Annotated in this window: 14 protein-coding genes; 3 read left to right on the forward strand and 11 right to left on the reverse strand. The window is 69.6% G+C overall.

The annotated features are described in order from the left end of the window. Positions 1-278 (reverse strand): Bax inhibitor-1 family protein (locus AC1DVI_RS20560; protein ID WP_476959554.1); only part of this gene is annotated, 278 nt, incomplete at its 3' end. A 426-nt stretch (positions 279-704) separates the two neighbouring features. On the opposite strand from AC1DVI_RS20560, the gene AC1DVI_RS20565 reads away from it, so the two are divergent. Next, entirely contained in the window at positions 705-1,028 is a 324-nt protein-coding gene (locus AC1DVI_RS20565) for a hypothetical protein (RefSeq protein WP_476959555.1), read from the forward strand. 13 nt (positions 1,029-1,041) lie between these two features. Here AC1DVI_RS20565 and AC1DVI_RS20570 read toward each other — a convergent pair whose 3' ends face one another. Then, a complete protein-coding gene (locus AC1DVI_RS20570; protein ID WP_149166435.1) occupies positions 1,042-1,368 on the reverse strand; it encodes a YgaP family membrane protein in 327 nt (108 codons plus the stop codon). A 180-nt stretch (positions 1,369-1,548) separates the two neighbouring features. On the opposite strand from AC1DVI_RS20570, the gene AC1DVI_RS20575 reads away from it, so the two are divergent. Next, positions 1,549-2,943 (forward strand): aminotransferase-like domain-containing protein, encoded by a 1,395-nt coding sequence (locus AC1DVI_RS20575; protein ID WP_476959556.1) that lies wholly within the window; start codon positions 1,549-1,551, stop codon positions 2,941-2,943. A gap of 21 nt (positions 2,944-2,964) precedes the next feature. Here the strand turns inward: AC1DVI_RS20575 and thiD are convergent, their stop codons facing one another. The 6 genes from thiD to egtB all read right to left on the reverse strand — a co-directional run bounded on the left by thiD (position 2,965) and on the right by egtB (position 9,381). Further along, complete coding sequence (thiD, locus tag AC1DVI_RS20580) at positions 2,965-3,780, reverse strand: bifunctional hydroxymethylpyrimidine kinase/phosphomethylpyrimidine kinase (protein ID WP_211102356.1); 816 nt, start codon at positions 3,778-3,780, stop codon at positions 2,965-2,967. A 40-nt stretch (positions 3,781-3,820) separates the two neighbouring features. Next, positions 3,821-5,188, reverse strand: a complete 1,368-nt coding sequence (gene glmM / locus AC1DVI_RS20585; RefSeq protein WP_476959557.1) for a phosphoglucosamine mutase — start codon at positions 5,186-5,188, stop codon at positions 3,821-3,823. Positions 5,189-5,317: 129 nt separating this feature from the next. Further along, positions 5,318-6,478, reverse strand: coding sequence for a dihydropteroate synthase (folP, locus tag AC1DVI_RS20590; RefSeq protein ID WP_476959558.1), 1,161 nt, complete (start codon positions 6,476-6,478; stop codon positions 5,318-5,320). A gap of 119 nt (positions 6,479-6,597) precedes the next feature. Next, positions 6,598-7,056, reverse strand: a complete 459-nt coding sequence (locus tag AC1DVI_RS20595) for a hemerythrin domain-containing protein (protein ID WP_014240091.1) — start codon at positions 7,054-7,056, stop codon at positions 6,598-6,600. A 79-nt stretch (positions 7,057-7,135) separates the two neighbouring features. Next, positions 7,136-8,110, reverse strand: coding sequence for an L-histidine N(alpha)-methyltransferase (egtD, locus tag AC1DVI_RS20600; protein ID WP_476959559.1), 975 nt, complete (start codon positions 8,108-8,110; stop codon positions 7,136-7,138). Beyond that, positions 8,110-9,381, reverse strand: a complete 1,272-nt coding sequence (gene egtB / locus AC1DVI_RS20605) for an ergothioneine biosynthesis protein EgtB (protein ID WP_476959560.1) — start codon at positions 9,379-9,381, stop codon at positions 8,110-8,112. Before egtB ends, egtD begins: the two co-directional genes overlap by 1 nt. A 180-nt stretch (positions 9,382-9,561) precedes the next feature. Between egtB and AC1DVI_RS20610 the strand changes: the two genes are divergently transcribed. Beyond that, on the forward strand, positions 9,562-10,731 hold the full coding sequence (locus AC1DVI_RS20610) for an SDR family oxidoreductase (protein ID WP_476959561.1): 1,170 nt from the start codon (positions 9,562-9,564) through the stop codon (positions 10,729-10,731). 6 nt (positions 10,732-10,737) lie between these two features. Here the strand turns inward: AC1DVI_RS20610 and AC1DVI_RS20615 are convergent, their stop codons facing one another. The 3 genes from AC1DVI_RS20615 to AC1DVI_RS20625 form a co-directional block, all read right to left on the reverse strand. Further along, on the reverse strand, positions 10,738-13,524 hold the full coding sequence (locus AC1DVI_RS20615; RefSeq protein ID WP_476959562.1) for a bifunctional diguanylate cyclase/phosphodiesterase: 2,787 nt from the start codon (positions 13,522-13,524) through the stop codon (positions 10,738-10,740). Between the two features lie 177 nt (positions 13,525-13,701). Then, complete coding sequence (locus tag AC1DVI_RS20620) at positions 13,702-14,208, reverse strand: hypothetical protein (protein WP_145625715.1); 507 nt, start codon at positions 14,206-14,208, stop codon at positions 13,702-13,704. Between the two features lie 100 nt (positions 14,209-14,308). Continuing rightward, entirely contained in the window at positions 14,309-15,916 is a 1,608-nt protein-coding gene (locus tag AC1DVI_RS20625) for an MBL fold metallo-hydrolase (RefSeq protein ID WP_476959563.1), read from the reverse strand. Positions 15,917-16,004: the final 88 nt, after the last annotated feature.

A 16,004-nucleotide genomic window follows, 5' to 3' on the forward strand; every position in this document is an offset into this window, starting at 1 on the left:
GCGCTCGCCGACATCGCGTGGAAGCGGAAGGACAGCACCATGATGAAGGCCAGCGGCGCCAGCATCACCACCCACTTCAGCGGGGTCGTGAAGATCGGCACGTACAGCGCCGGCGTGCTCGCCACGAACAGGGCCACCAGGCCCGTCACGGCCAGACCGAGCATCATGAAGTTGTAGACCCGCAGCATGTGTTTGCGCAGGCCCTCGTCGAACGCCGCACGGTCCACGCCCGCGGCGCCGGCGCCCCAACGACTCTGGTTGGGATACTGGTCGAACATTGCGAAAACTCCCTCGTTCAAGCCTTAGACCGGCAAGCCTCTGACCGGCGGCGGGCACCCGGCGGCGGGTCGGCCGCGGAAAAGCGGCGGGAAGGGATGGCTGCGCTGTCCATCGAAGAACCCTCCAGATGCGGTCACGCCCGTCGGCGCAAAAGCAGATGAAGAGATCCGACATCGCAGCCCCCAACCTCGTAACCGGCGACTCGGCTGCCAGAGGGGCCCGGACCCTGATTGCCCTAATAGTTGGCCGCGTGGCCGGCGCCTTTCAAGATGCCCGCCCGCTCACTGGCTCCACACGAACGGGAGCTTGGAACACGCCCGGCTGTTCCCATATGGCGGCTTGGGAGCGGCCGGTCCGCAAAGCCGGGGCGCCGCTTCACCGTCAACAACCACCAGAGCCGGATCAACAAGATGGAGAGTGCCGCGTTGAGCGACCAGCACCACAGACGCCTCGAACGGCGGGTGGACCGCATCCAGGAGAAGCTTCCCGACTCCATGGCGCGGGTGCTGGGCTGGCTCCGCGAGCCGCGGGCGACCTGGGTGCGCGTCCCCGCCGGGCTGCTGCTGATTCTCGGCGGCCTGTTCAGCTTCCTGCCCGTGCTGGGCATTTGGATGCTGCCCCTCGGCCTCGTGCTGCTCGCCTATGATGTTCCCTTCCTTCGTCCGCCGATCAACCGCGCGCTGGTGCGCGGCGAGCGGCGCTGGAAGGAGTGGAAGCGGCGCCGCCGTGCCGCTTCCTCGTCATCATGATCGTTCCGTTGCGTCAGGAATAGGACGCCGTACGGGCCGGCGTGCGCTCCAGCGGCCCTTCGCCGGGGCTGTAGCGCTCCGGCCGCGGACCGGACAAACGGTCGTGATCCTGGTCGGACACCATGGCCTTCAGCGGACAGTGGCCGCTCATGCCGCGGGCCACCAGGGCGGCGCCGGCCAGCCCCATGATGGCGCCCCGCACGTCGGCGCCGCGGCGAACGCCGCCCGCCGCCATGACGAGGCCGAGGCCGGTGGACACGGCGCGTTCCAGCGGCCCGAGATTCCGTGCGCCTCCAAAGAAGCGGTCGTAGGTGTGTCGGATGGCGTTTTCGGCGCTCATGCCTGCTTTCTCCCGGCTGTACCCGGCGCGAAAGGGATGCCGAAGCGGCGCCGGGCGGTTCTGACTGCAACGCCCGCCCGGGCGTCCGGGTTCCCGACGACACAATGCATCCGGACACGCACAATGGCGACAATGCGGTGACACTTGCCGAAGGATCGGCACAATGTCATCATTGTCCCCATGACAAATTGGGTTCCTGATCTGGACGGCCGGCAAGGCCCCCGTTACCGCGCCATCGCCGACGCCCTGTCCGACGACATCGCCAGCGGACGGCTTGCCCCCGGCACGCGGCTTCCCACCCACCGCGACCTCGCCTACCGCCTCGGCGTTACCGTCGGCACCATCACCCGCGCCTATACCGAGGCGGAGAAGCGCGGGCTGATCGGCGGCGAGGTCGGGCGCGGCACTTTCGTGCAGGGGCAGCGGCACATGCCTCCCTCCGACCCCTTCACCTGGACACCCCGACCCGAACCGTCGATCATCAACATGACCGTCGTGACGCCGGAGCACCCGATGTCGGTGTCGATGATGGGGGCCACCCTGGCCGCCATCGGCGCCTCGCCGAACCTGGGAGCGCTGCTGGAGTACGCACCGCACGCCGGCCTCCCGGCCCACCGCGCCGCCGGAGCGCAATGGCTGGCCCGCCAGCACCGTGTAACAGCCTCCGCCGACACGATCCTGCTGACCACCGGCGCGCAGAACGCCATGGCGGTGGCGCTGGCCGCGGTGGCCCGCCCCGGCGACGTCGTGCTGACGGAGCGGCTGACCAACTACGGCATCAAGACTCTGAGCGCGGTGGAGGGTTATCACCTGGAGGGCATCGCCATCGACGAGCATGGGGTGGTCCCGGACAGTTTCGACAGCGCCTGCCGCCGTCTGGCGCCCAAGGCGCTGTATCTGGTGCCGACCATGCACAACCCCACCGCCTCCGTCATGCCGCAGGCCCGGCGCGTGGAGATCGCGGCCATCGCCCGCCGCTACGGGGTGATGCTGGTCGAGGACGATGTCTTCGGCTTCCTGGTCCAAGACGCGAAGCCCATCCAGGCCATCGCCCCGGACGTCACCGTCTACGTCAACAGCCTGTCCAAGAGCGTGTCGGCCGGCCTGCGCGTCGGCTACGTGGTCGCTCCGCCGGCCCTTGTGCAGCGGGTGGAGGCGGTCATCCGCGCCCTGCAATACTCCTCTCCGCCCCTGCCGCCGGAAGTGGCCACGCGCTGGATCATTGAAGGCAGCGCCGACCGCATCGCCGAGGCCCAGCGCGGGGAAGCGATGGCACGCCAGCAGATCGCCCGCTCCATCCTGCCCGCCAGCGCCGTCTGCGGGCATCCGGGGGCACAGCATCTCTGGCTGGTCCTGCCCGAGCCCTGGCGGCGCGACGACTTCATCGCGGAGGCGCTGCGACGCGGCGTGAAGGTGACCGGTGGCGACGTGTTCGCCGTGGGCCGGGCCGCCGCCCCCCACGCCGTGCGGCTGGGTCTGTGCCACCCGCACAGCCGGGACGAACTGGCGCGCGGCCTACGCACGCTGACGGATCTTCTGGACAACCCGCAGACGGCGATGCTGTCGATCGTTTGAAGAGGCGGAACGGCCGCGCCCTTACGGGAACGGCCGGACCGTGTGCAGGTGGTTCAGGGGGCCGTGGCCGTGGCCGAAACCAGGGGCGGAGCGGATGGCCTCGTCCACATAGGCGCGGGCGCGGGCCACCGAATCACGCACGCCCAAGCCTTGGGCGACACCGGCGGCGATGGCCGAGGCCAGGGTGCAGCCGGTGCCGTGGGTGTGCGGGGTGTGGATGCGCCGCCCCTCGAACACCTCCTCGCCGTCCTCGGTGAGCAACAGGTCGCACAGCCGCTCGTCCTCCAGATGGCCGCCCTTCAGCAGGACGGCCTTCGGCCCGAAGGTGCGGATCATCTCGGCGGCGCGGCGCATGTCGTCCAGGTTGCGCACCGGGATGTCGGTCAGCGCCTCGGCCTCCGGCAGGTTCGGAGTGACCAGTTCGGCATGGGGCAGCAGGCGCTTGCGCAGGGTCTGCACGGCGTCCGGCTCCAGCAGGAAATGGCCGCTCTTCGAAACCATCACCGGATCGACGACCAGCGGGACGTTGATCGCCCGCTCCTCATACTCGCCGGCCACCGCCTCGATGACGGCGGCGTTGGCGAGCATGCCGATCTTGATGCTGTCGGCCCCGAGATCCTCCAGCACCACCTTCATCTGCAGGGCGACGAAGGCCGGGTCCACGGGCAGCACACCATAGACCCCCGTCGTGTTCTGCGCGGTCAGCGCCGCGATGGCGGTCATGGCGAAGGCGTTCAGCGCGCTGACCGCCTTGATGTCCGCCTGGATGCCGGCACCGCCGCCGGAGTCGGACCCGGCGACGATGAGAACACGGCCGTTGATCGGGTGGGCCTGCATCGGGATTGCTTCCGTCTGGTCGTCTGGTTGGATGTTGCGCCTAGGATGCGGTCTCCAGCCGGGCGGCGTCCATGATGGCGCCGGCAATATCGGCCACCACCGCGTGCACCAGCCCTTCGTCGTCGCCTTCCGCCATGACGCGGATCACCGGCTCGGTCCCCGACTTGCGGATCAGGATGCGCCCCGACCCGTTCAGCCGCGCCTCGCCGTCGCGGATCGCCGCTTGGACGGAGGCGATCTCCAGCGGCTTCGACCCGGCGGCGAAGCGGACGTTGGTCAGCTTCTGCGGCACCGGAGCGAAGACCTGGCAGACCTCGCTGGCCGCCCGGCCGCCGGACTGGATCAGCACCGCCAGAACCTGGAGTGCGGCGATCAGCCCGTCGCCGGTCGTGGAATAGTCGGACAGCACGACGTGCCCCGACTGCTCACCACCGACGTTGTAGCCGTGCTCGCGCATATGTTCCACCACATAGCGGTCGCCGACCGGTGTGCGGACCAGGGCGATGCCCAACCCCTGGAGATGCCGCTCCATGCCCAGGTTGGACATCACCGTGGCGACCACGCCGCCGCCCTTCAGAGTCTGCGCCTGCGCCCAGGAAGAGGCGATCAGCGCCATCACCTGGTCGCCGTCGACGACGCGCCCGGCCTCGTCCACCATGATCAGGCGGTCGGCGTCGCCGTCCAGCGCAATGCCCAGATGCGCGCCATGGGCCACCACCTGCTCCTGCAGGGTGCGGGTGGCGGTGGCGCCGCAATCCTTGTTGATGTTCAGGCCGTCCGGGCTGACCCCGACCGGGATCACGTCGGCCCCCAACTCGTACAGCACCTTCGGGGCGACGCGGTAGGCGGCGCCGTTGGCGCAGTCCACGACGATCTTCAGCCCGTCCAGCCGCAGGCCGCGCGGGAAGGTGTTCTTCACATATTCGATGTAGCGGCCCGTCGAATCCTCCAGGCGGGAGGCGCGGCCGAGATCGGCGGAGCCGGCGAGGTCCGGCGCGAAGGGCTGGCCCATGCGCGTCTCGATGGCGATCTCCACCGCGTCCGACAGCTTGTAGCCGTCCGGTCCGAACAGCTTGATGCCGTTGTCCTGGTACGGGTTGTGCGAGGCGGAGATCATCACGCCGAGATCGGCGCGAAGCGAGCGCGTCAGCATGGCGACGGCGGGCGTCGGCACCGGGCCGAGCAGCACCACGTCCATGCCCATCGAAATGAAGCCCGCGGTCAGCGCCGGCTCCAGAAGATAACCCGACAGACGGGTGTCCTTGCCGATCACGACCCGGTGGCGGTGGTCGCCCCGGCGGAACTGCAAGGCGGACGCCATCGCGACGCGCAGGGCGGTTTCCGCCGTCATCGGATCGATGTTTGCGGTGCCACGGATGCCGTCGGTGCCGAACAGGTGTCGCGTCATGAAAATCCTCGGGAATGGCCCAGTCACTGTACCGCAAGTGCGGATGTGTGAAAATGTCATCGCTTGGCACGGGGGGCAGGGTCAAGAACCCTTCCGCGCAGACGCCAAAGGGCTATGCGCGTCATGCGATCACGGCACCCGTGCGGGATGCAGCCCCTCCCAGACGGCGCGCGCCTGGACCGTTTGGGGCACGTCGTGGACCCGCAGGATCTGCGCGCCCTGGTTCAGCGTTTCCAGTCCTCCGGCCAGCGAACCGGGCAGCCGCTCCTTCGGCGGCTCGCTCCGCGACAGTTTGCCGATCAGGGTCTTGCGCGACAGCCCGATGAGCAGGGCGCAGCCCAGCCCATGATAGAGAGCGGTGTGGCGCAGGATGTCGAGGTTGTGCTCCACCGTCTTGCCGAAGCCGATGCCGGGATCGACGGCGATGCGCTCCAGCGGCACCCCGGCGGCGAGGCAGGCGGCCACCCGTTCCTCCAGCCAATCGAAGACGTCGAGCGCCGCGTCCTCATAAACCGGATTCTGCTGCATGGTGCCGGGTTCGCCCCGCATGTGCATGACGACCACGGGGGCCGCCTTCTCCGCGACCAGCGGCAGCGCACCCGGATCGCGCAGCCCGGCCACATCGTTGATCAGCGCCGCGCCGGCGTCGAGCGCCGCGCGCATCACCCGCGCGTGCCGCGTGTCCACCGACACCACGGCGCCCTTGGCCGCGAAGTGGCGAACCACCGGCAGGACGCGGGCCTCCTCCTCCTCGGGCGACACGGGGGCGGAGCCGGGACGGGTCGATTCGCCGCCGACGTCCAGCAGGTCGGCGCCGGCCTCCAGCATCGCCTCGCCATGGGCGATAGCCGCCGCGGCGTCGAAGAAGTCGCCGCCGTCGGAAAAACTGTCCGGCGTCACGTTGACGATGGCCATGATCCGCGGGCGTCCGAGGTCCAGCCCGCCGAACGGCGCCCGCCCGCGGGTCAGCGCCCCCAGCCGCCGGTCGAGGCTCTGCGCCACGGCAGTGCCGCGCTCCCACCCCCAGGCCATGATCTCGGTCAGCGGCGCGAAGGCCCGCTCGATCCGCGTGCCCTGCCGGACGATCAGTTCGGAGGTGGCGAAGGAAAAACGCCCGCCGGCCAGTGGCACCGCCGCGCCGGCGCTCCAGGCGGCGATGGGCAGCAGCCCGACCGGCCTCAGATAAACGCGGACGCCGCCCTCCCCCGCCCACGGTGCGAACGAGGCGAGCGAGCCGGCGGCGGATTTCAGGGCGGGCTTGGCGATCGGGGTCTTTGCGATCGGGGGCATGGCGACGGTTCGTGCAGCGGAACGGAAGACCGCAGCCTGTCACGGCGGGAAGCCCCGGCGCAAGAGACTGCGGTCCATTGTTTCACCGGAACGCCGTCGCGTTTGGCGTTATGCGCTTGCTATGCGCTCTTGGGCAGCGGGGCCAGGGCGGCCAGCATCTGCTTCTTGCGCTCGCCGTAGATGCTGCCGAGTTCCTCGGCGCGCTTGTCGTCGAGCGCCTTCTTGGCCTCCTCGAACAGCTCCTCCTCCTCCTCGTCGAGGTGGTGGCGGGTGACCTCGCCCAGCACCTGGAGCTTGGCCTTCCAGGCGGTGCTGTCGGCGGGCATGGCGTTCAGCTCGTCGAGGAAGCCGTTGATGATGTGGTGCTCGTTCAGGCCTTCGGTGGTCTCCTGCTTGGTGTTCTTGGCCTTGGACAGCGATTGGTAGAAGACGGCTTCCTCGATCTTGCCGTGCGCCCACAGCTCGCGCTGCAAGTCCTCATAGGCGGCGCGCCCGTCGCCGTCCGCCTTCTCGGCCGCGTCGAGCAGGCGGCGGATGGTGTCGTGGTCCTGCTTGATCCGGTCGAAGATGCTGGTCATTGGTCCTGTCCCGTTGTTGCGGTGTCTCGACGGGACTCAACCCCGGCCTCGATCCCGGTGTTCCCGGTGCCAAACGGGGTCAGCCATGCCGAACCATCCAGTGCAGGCTGAACATCCGGTCCTCGTCGGTCCAGCTCCGCTCCGTGCGCCAGCCGGCGCGGGCGGCGAGGCGGCGGAAGCCGGGAACCGAGTATTTGTAGGAGTTCTCGGTGTGGATCGTCTCGCCGCGGGCGAAGCGGATGGCATGGCCGGCGATGCGGACGGTCTGGTCGTCCAGGCTGCGCAGATGCATCTCGATCCGCCCGCGCGCGGTGTCGTAGCGGGCCACATGGGCGAAGCGGTCCAGGTCGAAGGTGCCGTCCAGCTCGCGGTTGATGCGGGCGAGCAGGTTCTTGTTGAAGGCGGCGGTCACGCCGCGCGCGTCGTCGTAGGCGGCCTCCAGCACCGCCGGGTCCTTGCGCAGGTCCACACCGATCAGCAGCCGCGCCCCGGACCCGAGCCGCCGCCCGAGAGTGTTCAGAAAGGTCATCGCCTCGGCGGGCCGGAAATTGCCGATGGTGCTGCCGGGGAAGAAAGCCATCGTCCGTTCCGGCGCGACGCCCCGCGGCAGCGCGAAGCCGCGCACGTAATCGGCCGCCACCGGCACCACCGTGACCGCCGGGTAGTCGCCGGCCAGCCGGGCGGCGGCGGCGATCAGATGGTCGCGGCTGATGTCCACCGGCACATACATGGCCGGCGCGTCCAGCGCGTCGAGCAGGATGCGGACCTTGACGCTCGACCCGCTGCCCAGTTCCACCAGTGTGGCGCCGCGCCCGGCGAAAGCGGCGATCTCCTCGGCGCGGTCGTGCAGCAGCGCGGTCTCGGTCCGCGTCGGGTAATACTCGTCGAGCGTGCAGATGGCGTCGAACAGGGCCGAGCCCTCGGCGTCGTAGAAATACTTGCAGGGCAGGCTCTTGTCCGGGCGGGACAGCCCCTCCAGCACGTCGGACAGGAACACGTCGTCCTGCGCCGGCCCCTGCGCGAGATGGGCGCGGGCGGCGGAAATAGCGGTCATCAGGCGTCCTCCGCGAGGCGCACGCCGCTGAACATCCAGCGTTGGTGCGGATAGAAGAAATTCCGGTAGGTGGCGCGGGCATGGCCGTCCGGCGTGGCGCAGCATCCGCCGCGCAGCACATACTGGTTGGCCATGAACTTGCCGTTGTATTCGCCGACCGCCCCGGCGGCGGGGCGGAAGCCCGGATAGCCGCTGTAAGCGCTGGCCGTCCATTCCCAGACATCCCCGAACATCTGGACAAGCCCCTTGCCCTCCCCGGCGGCCACCGGGCGCAGCAGGCCGCTGCCCAGCGTGTTGCCGGTGGGGGAAAACCCGCTGCCCAGCATGTTGCCGGCGGCGGTTTCCCATTCGGCCTCCGTCGGCAGGCGCTTGCCGGCCCAGCGGGCGAAGGCGTCGGCCTCGTAGAAGCCGACGTGGCAGACCGGGGCATCCTCGTCCAGCGGGTGTTCGCCCAGCAGGGTGAATTCCCGCCAGCCGCCGTCCTCGCCGCGCCGCCAGTAGGCCGGCGCCTCCCACCCCTCCGCGTTGACGGTGGACCAGCCGTCGGACAGCCAGAGCGCCGGATTGCGGTAGCCGCCGTCCTCGACGAAGGCCAACCACTCCCTGTTGGTCACCGCCCGGGAAAACAGGCGGAAGGGGCGCAGCAGCACCTCGTGCCGCGGCCCCTCGTTGTCGAAGGCGAAGCCCTCGCCGCCGTGACCCACCGCGACGATCCCGCCGTCCACCGCGATCCAGCGCCCCTCGTGGGCGGGGCCGCGCAAGGCCGGACGGTAGGGCCGGTAGGCCGGCGCGACCGGGTTGCAGGAAAACAAGTGCAGCAGGTCCATCAGGATCAGTTCCTGATGCTGCTCCTCGTGAGCGAGGCCGAGCGTCACCAGAGGAGCCAGCCGTTCAGCGTCGCCACGTTCCAGCAGGGTCAGCATGGCGGCGTCCACATGGTCGCGGTAGGCAGCCACCTCGGCCACGCCGGGCCGCGTCAACAGGCCGCGCCGGGGCCGCGGATGGCGGGCGCCGACGGCCTCGTAATAGGAGTTGAAGAGATAGCCGAAGGTCGGATCGAAGGGCCGGTAGCCCGGCAGATTCGGGTTCAGCAGAAAGGTTTCGAAGAACCACGTCGTGTGGGCCAGATGCCATTTGACCGGGCTGGCGTCCGCCATGGACTGCACCACCTGATCCTCCGGCGACAGCCCGCGGGCCAACTCCGCCGAGGTGGCGCGCACCCGGCGGAATCGGTCGGCGAGCCCGCCGGCTTTGGCGGCTGTTTTGAGCATGGGCGCTGTTTCCTCCCCCGCCTGACAGGTCACGGTAAAGCTGTGCCGCTTCGCTGGCCCGCCAACCCTCCTTTCGGAGTGGCCCGGACGCACCGCCCGGCGGCAACGCTCCGCCGCACCGCCTGTTCACAGCGGATGACGCTCCGATTTCGACAATCGAACGATGGAGGAGAGAGACCCATGCAACCGCGGCTCAAACCCATTGACGAGCAGGTGATCGTCATCACCGGCGCGTCGAGCGGCATCGGGCTGGTCACCGCCCGCATGGCCGCCCGGCAAGGCGCGAAAGTCGTTCTGGTCGCCCGCGACCGCGACGCGCTCGCCCAGGCGGCGGAGGAGATTCGCGCCGCGGGCGGGGACGCGATCCACTGCGTCGCCGACGTGGCCGACCCCGACGCCCTGCGGCGGGTGGCCGACGCGGCGGTCCGCAGCTATGGCCGGATCGACACGTGGGTGAACAACGCCGGCGTGGCGATCATCGGCAAGCTCCTGGACACCGCTCCGGACGACCACCGCCGCCTGTTCGAGACGAACTACTGGGGCGTGGTCAACGGCTCGCAGGCGGCCATCCCCCATCTGAGGCGGAACGGCGGGGCGCTGATCAACATCGGCAGCGTGCTGTCCGACCGCGCCATTCCGCTCCAGGGCGCCTATGTCGCCACCAAGCACGCCGTGAAGGGCTTCACCGACGCGTTGCGCATGGAGCTGGAGGCCGAGGGCGCGCCCATCTCGGTCAGCCTGATCAAGCCGGCGGCCGTCGACAGCCTGTACGAGGATCACGCCCTGAACCTGATGGAGGTGGAGCCGAACAACCCGCCGCCGGTCTACGCGCCGGAGGTCGTGGCGAAGGCCATCCTGCATTGCGCCCGCCGGCCGATGCGCGACCTGTATGTCGGCGGCGGCGCCAAGCTGTTCGCATTGGCGGAGACCTTCGCGCCGCGGCTCACCGACCGGATCATGGAGCGGACCCTGCCGCGCGTCATCCGCTCCGGCGGGCCGCTCCGCCCGCGCAACGACGCCCTGCACAGCCACGGCGACGACGGACGGGAGCGCGCCGGCCGGCACCGCTTCGTGCGCGAAACCAGCCTCTACACCGAGGCCAGGATGCACCCCTGGATCACCGCCGCGGTGGTTGCCGGCTTCGGTATTCTGGCCGGAACGGCGGTGGCGCGCGGTTGGGTGCGGGACGATGACGGGTCGGGCGACGGCGATGCAGCCGGGCTGAACCGCCACCGCCGATCGATGCAGCGCCATCGCGACCGGATGGACGAGGAGCGGCGCACCATCGGTCACAACGCGAAGCCCGCTTGGCAGGCCGCGGAGGAAGGCGTGGTGACCTTCCCCCGCTGACCGCCGCTACACCGGCTCCCTGGCCATAGGCTCCGCCTTCGAGGCGTGGTGGCCGCGGGCGGCACGCAGCGCCAGGATCGGTTCCAGTTCCTCCGCCAGGACCGGGCGGCTGAACAGATAGCCCTGGAAACTCTCGCATTTGAGGCTGCGCAGAAGCTGGAGTTGCGCCTCCGTCTCCACACCCTCGGCGACCACCGACAGGCCCAGGCTGCGGCCCAGCCCGACGATGGCGCGCGGGATGGAATCGCCCGCCCCGTCCTGCTCGAGATCGTGGATGAAGGACCGGTCGATCTTCAGCTTGTCGATCGGGAAACGGTGCAGATAGTTGAGCGAGGAGTAGCCGGTGCCGAAATCATCCAGCGCGATCAGACACCCGCGCTGTTTCAGCGCGCGCAACGTCGCGATGGCCGAGGGAACGTCGTCGATCAGGGTGCCCTCGGTCACCTCGATCTCCAGCTCCCACCCCTGGAGGCCGTTGCGGTCGAGCGCCGCGGCCACCTTGGCGGGAAGCTGCCCGTCGCGGAACTGCTGGGCGGAGACGTTGACGGCGATCGGCACCGTCAGGCCGATCTGGTCGCGCCAGCGGCGGACCTGGGCGCACACCTCGTCCAGCACCCAGTCGCCGATGGCCTGGATCAGGCCGGTTTCCTCGGCCACGGGCAGGAAGCGGTTGGGCATGATGAGGCCGGCTTCCGGGTGGCGCCAGCGCAGCAGCGCCTCCACCCCGACCACGAGGTCGTCGGAAATGCGCAGCTGCGGCTGGTAGACCAGGAACAGTTCCCGGTTTTGCAGTGCCCGGCGCAGCGCCGCCTCCAGATCCAGACGTTCGCGGGACCGCGCGCCCATCTCGCGCGTGACGAAGCGGTAGGCGTTCCGCCCGGCGTCCTTGGCGTTGTACATCGCGATGTCGGCGCAGCGGATCAGACCCTCCGCATCCTCCGCGTCGTCGGGAAACAGGCTGATGCCGATGCTGGGCGACACCACGAAGTTCCGCCCGCCGATGGCGAAGGGCGCGGCGAGCTGCGCCAGGACCCTCTCCGCCACCGCGGCGGCCTCCTCCGGCTTGCGGATGGCCGGAACGACGATCAGGAACTCGTCGCCACCCAACCGGCCCACCGTGTCCGTCGGCCGCATCCCGCCGTGCAGCCGCCGCGCCACCGACCGCAGCACCTCGTCGCCGAAGGAATGGCCCAGGCTGTCGTTGATGACCTTGAAACGGTCCAGGTCGATGAACAGAACGGCGACCTTGCCGCCGTCGCGCCGCGCTTCCCGGGCGGCCTGGGCGATGCGGTCGAACAGCAGGACGCGGTTGGGCAGGCCGGTCAAAGGATCGTAATGGGCGAGATAGTGAATGTGCTGCTCGGCCCGCCGCTTGTCGCCGATGTCCTCCACGAAGGCCATGACGAAGGGCGGGTCGCCGGGGGTGGACACCGGCTGGAGGTGAAGGGAGAAATGGCTATGCCGTCCACCGGCCAGAAGCAGCCGGTCGACCTCCAGCCGCACGCTTTCCCCGGCGATGGCGGCGTCGATGGCGGCGACCACCGCCGGGTCCTGGGCGCGCAGCTTCGTGTCGATTCCGATCAGCCCGTCGCGCCCCACCCCGACCGCACGGGCGAAGGCGGGGTTGCAGTCGGTGATCTTGGCGTCCGGCCCGATCAGGGCGATGCCCAGCGGCGCCTGGTTGAACAGCAGGTCCAGCTCCGTCTCGCGACGGCGCAGCGAGGCGGTGATGCGCCCGGCGATCACCAGCGCCCGGTCGCGCGTTGCGGCCAGCGCCCACAGCAGGGTGGACAGCAGCACGCTGAGCGACAGGCCCGTCGCCAGGACCAGCGTCGGCTTCCAGCTGTCCACCCCTTCTTCGAAGCTCGAACGGCTTTCGTACTGGACGGACCAGACGCGGCTGCCCAGTGTGACGTCCCGGCTCGCCGTCAGCACCGGCTGGTCCGACGGCTCCGGGCGGCTGCGGTAGAGCGGAAACTCCCGTCGCCCTTCGAACACCGTCGCGGCGATGTCGTTCATCCGTCCGAACACGGACTCGGCCAGCGGAGCGACGTGGATCGGGGTCATCACCAGCCCGGCGAAGGTGGCCCGCCGCTGCTCCTGCGTGGCGGGGCTCTGTCCGTCCCGGTAGACGGCCTGGAACACCAGGACGGCGGGCGGCGAGGATTCGCCCTCGTCGAGCCGCAGGGTGACGGCGCGGGTGATCGCCGGTTCGCCGCTGTCCCGCGCTTGCTCGGCGACGGCGCGACGGACCGGCTCCGACAGCAGGTCGTAGCCGAGCGTGCGCAGGGTGCGTTCGTTGACCGGGGCGGCGTAGAGGGTGACGAGCCGGACCGGACCGGTCGCCTCCGGCCAGATTCGGAAGCCTCGCAGCCCATCCATCCGGGCTTCCGTCACCAGCTCCGGCCCCGTCCATTGATCGGCGGCCCGCGCGAAGGCGACGGCGGTGATGCCCGGGAAGCGCTCAGCGAGGTGCAGCCCATCCACGAAGCGGTTCCATTCCGCGCGTTTCACGTCCGGATAGGCGGTGAACAGGGCGGCGGCGGAGCGCGTCACCTGCACATAGACCTGGATCTGGTTCTCGAACCGGCGGTGCAGCTCCTCCACCCGCAGGGCGAATCGGCTTTCGGCGTCCGCGGCGACGCGCTGCCGGGTGTCGTGCCAAGCCAGCGCGGTCAGCAGAAGCGCGGCCATCAGGGCCAGCAGGGGAAGGCGCTTCGGGACGGTCACCGAATCCACCGTGGACTCGCCCGGCGCGAGGTCGATCGGATCGGGGCTTGAAGACCTCTGCATGGCCGTACCGAAGCTGCCTGTCACGCCGCCGCCGCGCCCTTCGGGGCGCCTCTGCCGTCCGCCGCCGACCCGGACATTGCCGGATGGAACGACGCGCGCCGGTAGACCTTAACCAGAATGCGCCTTTGCGAAAAGCGTATAAATATTTCCACAATCGCCCTTCGCGTGCGGCGGCGTTCAAAACTCCTGGAGCACCTTGGGGCTGTTCTCCAGAAGCGTCTCGATCATGCCCAGGATCTGCTCGATCTTCGTGCGGGTGGCGTCCAGCTCGTCGGCGGTCTTGTCGTCGATGCCGGCTTCCATCAGCATCATGTCGAAGGCGTTCAGCGTTTCCGAAAAGGCCTTCTGCTCGGCCTGAAGCACGTCGAAGGCGCCGAGCGAACTGGTCAGCGCCAAGGGCGGGTCGCTGACGAAGGCGTAACTGATGTCGGTGAAATGGGCGATGGCGGTCAGCTTCTGCCGGATCACCCATTGCGGAAAGTTGGAGGGCAGCTCGTTCCCCGCCTCCTGCAACCGTTCCTGGATGGAGAAGACCAGCCCCTGGATATCCAGATACGCGTTCCGGATCTCCCGGAAATGGGGAAAGGTCTTGGGCTTGCCGGCGTTGCGAACACGGCCCAGCCGGGCGTTGTCGTCGGTCAGCTTCCGCGCCATCTGGACCACGATGTTCGCCACCTTCCCCATCGCCCCGCCATCCCTTTGTTTCGCGGCCGTCACCAATCTGCCGTCACCGAACTGCAATCACTGATCTATAGCATGCACCGCCCGACCGAGGGCAGACCGTTCACTTCGCCGATAGCCCCTCCCCCTGCGGCAGGCGGTCGCCCATCCCGCGGAGCAGCGCCTCGCGCGCCGCATCGTCGGGTGCCGCGTCCAACGCCCGGTGCAGGTCCAGCAGGAAAGCGGCGTAGCGGTTGTGCCAATCCCGTCCCGCAGACACGACCTCCGGCTCCAGCCGCGGCGGACCGCCCTGGGCCATCGCCGGCGTGCGCGCCGGAGTGGCGGCGGTCAGGTCGGCCACCTCGTCCAACTCGGGCAGGCGGATCGATGCCGGGTCCCAGCCACGGCGGACCAGGGCGTCGCGCAGGCCGGCACGGGCCTCCTCCTCGCCATGGACCAGGAACAGGCCGCGCCCCACCCCCTGCCGCGCCGCCACCCAGGCCAGCAGGCTGCTGCGGTCGGCGTGGCCGGAATAGACGTCCAGCGACCGGATGCGGGCGCGCACCGCGATCTCCTCGCCATGGATGCGGACGTTCGCCGCCCCCTGCTGCAACAGGTGGCCCAGCGTGCCCGGCGCCTGATAGCCGACCAGCAGGACGGTGGCCTCCGGGCGCCAGAGATGGTTCTTCAGGTGGTGGCGGATGCGCCCGGCGTCGCACATGCCGCTGGCCGCCATGATGATGGCGCCGCCCTTGATCGCGTTGAGCTTCTGGCTTTCCGCGACGGAGCGCACGCGGTGCAGGTTGGGCCGGGCGAAGGGATCGCCCCCGGTGCCGAGATCGCCCAGATGGCGACGGAACACCCCGGTGACCGCGTCGGCCAGCGGCGAGTCGAGGAACACGTCGAGCAGGGGGATCTCGCCGCGCTCGAACAGCCGGTGCAGGTCGTAGAGCAGCTCCTGCGTGCGCTCCACCGCGAAGGCGGGGATCAGCAGCGGGCCGCCCGCGGCGAGCGCCGCCCGCACCTCGTCGCGCAGCAGGGCCTGCCGCTCGGCCTCACCCACCTCCACCCGCTCGCGGTTGCCGTAAGTGGTCTCCAGCACCATCCAGTCGGGCCGCGGCGGCCCCTCCGCGTCGGCGTGGAAGGATTTGCCGCCCGGCCCGAGGTCGCCGGAGAACAGGATCGTCTCCGCCACCCCGCCGCGGGTCACCTCCAGTTCCACCGACGCCGAGCCGAGGATGTGCCCGGCCTGCCAGAAACGGGCGCGGATGCCGGGCAGCACCTTCACCCATTCCCCGTAATCGACCGCGTGCAGGTGGCGGATGGCGGCTTGGGCGTCGGCCTGGGTGTAGATCGGCTCCACCGCCGGGCGACCGCGCTGGCGGTTGCGGCGGTTCAGCCGCTCCACCTCGGTCTCTTGGATGTAACCGCTGTCGGGCAGCATGTAGGCCAGCAGGTCGGCGGTGCCGGCGGTGGTGTGCACCCGCCCCTTGAAGCCCTGGCGGATCAGCTTGGGCAGCAGGCCGGAATGGTCGATGTGCGCGTGGGTCAGAAGCACCGCCTTCACGGCGGACGGCTTGAAGGGGAAAGGCCGGTAGTTCAGCTCCTTGACCGTCTTGGTGCCCTGGAACAGGCCGCAGTCGATCAGCAGGTCGCCGTCACCGGTCTGGATGCGGAAGCAGGAGCCGGTGACCGTGCCGACGGCGCCGTGGAAGGTGAGGGACAGTGCCATGGCGACTCTCCGCCTTTTTGTGCCCTATCCCTCTATCCTGCCTGAAGAAGGGTTACCGGGCCGTCAACAAGGTGCCATCAACAGGGCG

The sequence above is a fragment of the Azospirillum sp. P4_B5 genome (genome assembly GCF_056402275.1).